This is a genomic window from Paraliobacillus quinghaiensis, assembly GCF_003426025.1.
Lineage (GTDB): Bacteria > Bacillota > Bacilli > Bacillales > Amphibacillaceae > Paraliobacillus_A > Paraliobacillus_A quinghaiensis.
Genome location: NZ_QJSH01000055.1, coordinates 1 through 2,567, shown reverse-complemented (window position 1 = coordinate 2,567; position 2,567 = coordinate 1). Strand labels below are relative to the sequence as shown.

The window sequence follows — 2,567 nt, the reverse complement described above, 5'->3', positions numbered from 1 at the left end:
TGTTTTTGTCAATATTAAATTGAGCCATAGTGATCACTTCAAAAGTGAGCCACTCTATACATTCCATTTCCCAGTAATGGGGGAGAATGGAAGTTTGGGGAGTATTGGCCCTTCTCGGGCCAATACTCCCCAAACTTATCGTGCCAAATTGTCCTCCTCATTTTGCTTCATGCTTTGTCTAAAACGATATGATTCACCATTTAAGAGATGTATGTGTGATCGATGAGTAAGTCGGTCTAGGAGCGCAGCTGTCATTTTGTCATCGCCAAATAATTTGGTCCACTCTGAAAATTCAAGGTTAGTTGTAATAATGACACTGGCCCGTTCATATCTGCCTGAAAAGAACTGGAATAGTAACTCTGCTCCGATCTTAGAGAAAGGTACATATCCGAGTTCATCGACTATGATCACATCAAATTTGAGCCACTTTTTATCCACAGAGGTAAGCTTATGTTCTTCCTTCGCCATAAGTAATTCCTCTACTAATTCAGATGCAGTAATAAACTTTACTTTATAACCATTTTGGATCATTTCAATCCCAAGACCTGTTGCTAAATGGGATTTCCCTGTCCCACTGGAACCTAGAAATATTATATTTTCTTTCTTATCTACAAATTCACCTTTAGATAAAGTCAAAAACTTATTCTTATTCAAGCTAGGCATTAAGCTAAAGTCATACGAATCTAAAGTCTTTTGTACTGGAAAGGATGCCTGTTTGAGGCGACGCTGCCTTTGGTTTTCCTCCCTAGTCTGTGCTTCTAACTCTAATAGGGCCAATAGATATTCTTCATAACTAAGGTTACGGTCTTCAGCCTCTCTAGCGAGAGATTTATAATGTTGTGCAATCGTCGGTGTTTTTAATTGTTTCGTCATATGTTCTATGAGTAGAGTGGTTGTCATTATTTTTCTCCTCCTGTGAGTAGACCGTATTGTGCTACGTTAGCCTTTTGAATTTTATAATCTAGTAAACTCGTTGGTGTTTTCTCTGTTGAAAGATTCTGAATCTGATAAGTATTATTCGTGAGTCGATGGATCATTTCATGGACTACTTCATATCGAAAGACTTGAGTTTTTTCAGATTCAATTAAGGCTTCGGTTAACTTTTCCAATCCGATTTCTCTATGGAGTAGAAGAAGACGAATGAACTTTCGATCACCTATGGCTCCCTCTTGTTCTCTCATCTTGCGATGAAATCTTTTAAATACATCAGGTATTTCAGATGTATGAAATGCATGGGCATCCCTTATTGCCCGTGGTTTCTTAAGTAATGCATCAAGGTAATGATCAAGACTAGTAAATAATTCATTCTTTTCATAGGACCGTACATGTTTTGCGATCACATCATTTTGAGCCACAACGATCACCTGATCCACAAAAATTTTCACCCATACTGTTTGACCAACATATTGGCAGGGGACAGAATAATGATTAGTATCAATAGTCACTAAGGACGTTTTATTTACTAAGCAAGATACTAGCCTGCAAGCTTCAAACCTTTGTTCAGGTAGTGGGTGGAGATACGTCTTTTCCTTCTCCCACATTTGGGCAACGGTTTCTTTCTTATGAGGAACCATTCTTCTTTGTGCTTCCTCTAAACACCATTCCTTTAGGAAATCATTAAGTTCGTCTAAAGATCGAACTTCTGGAAGTGGGACAAAGGCATTTCTTCGAATGTAACCAACTGTCCCTTCCACACGTCCTTTTTCATTACCAGAACGGACATTACAAAATTCTGATTTAAACAAATAGTGTGCTTGTAAAGCTAGAAATGCTTCTTGTTCTAAACGATCTCTTCCTTGTAGAATCTTTATTACCGCTGTTTTCAAATTGTCATAAAGCCCTTCTGTTGGTACACCACCAAAGAACTCAAATGCATGAACAAAACCATCTAAGAAAGCCTCTTGTTTTTCATGAAGGTATGCTCTCACAAATCTAACTCGACTTGCTGAAAGCTGGATGCAAAAGAGGTAAACTCTCCGAGTTCGACCTTGTAGTATAATGTCGGCCTCTCCCCAGTCGAATTGGAATTGTTGGCCGAGTTGAAATTCTAGAGGTATGAAGACTTCCTGTAATTTTTTCCTGCGTTTAGCGACAATCTTTCTAACATTTGATGCTGATCCTTTAAATTCATATTCGTTAACGAGCCTCTCATAGATTCTTACAGCAGTGTGTTTTTGCTTTCCCCACCTTTTCAAATCATCTTCAATCCATTGATCAATAATTGGTAGTACTCGTTTGGTTTCATCAGAATGCTGTTTCGTCCCATAAACTACTTGCCTGTTAATAGTTGTTGGTGGTTGATCCTCTTTAAGATATTTACTTACAGTATTCCTAGAAATACCAAGCTTTTTTGCTATTTCTCTTTGAGATAACTCTTCAACCTCTTTTAAATATTTGATACGATAATATTGAGCCATTTCAATCATCCTTTGTCTTTCCTCTCTCTTGAATAGATAGTTTGGTCACTTTCTATCATAAGAGAGGATTGTAAAATTGGAAATTGTGTGGCTCATTTTTCATGTGATCAAACTATTGAAAAGTGGCTCAAATCTAATTTATCAAATACA

2 protein-coding genes are annotated in these 2,567 nt (G+C 37.4%); both read right to left on the bottom strand.

Annotated features, from left to right (window positions below; all coding sequences use genetic code 11):
* Window positions 1-135: 135 nt before the first annotated feature.
* Complete coding sequence (gene istB, locus D2K40_RS16110; protein ID WP_117157354.1) at window positions 136-900, bottom strand: IS21-like element helper ATPase IstB; 765 nt, start codon at window positions 898-900, stop codon at window positions 136-138.
* Complete coding sequence (gene istA / locus D2K40_RS16105; protein WP_229666815.1) at window positions 900-2,417, bottom strand: IS21 family transposase; 1,518 nt, start codon at window positions 2,415-2,417, stop codon at window positions 900-902. The genes istB and istA overlap by 1 nt, the downstream gene beginning before the upstream one ends.
* Window positions 2,418-2,567 lie beyond the last annotated feature (150 nt).

Bases quoted from the DNA above. Each gene is read 5' to 3' on its own strand.
- istB (WP_117157354.1), bottom strand. From the start codon at position 900: ATGACAACCACTCTACTCATAGAACATATGACGAAACAATTAAAAACA.
- istA (WP_229666815.1), bottom strand. From the start codon at position 2,417: ATGGCTCAATATTATCGTATCAAATATTTAAAAGAGGTTGAAGAGTTA.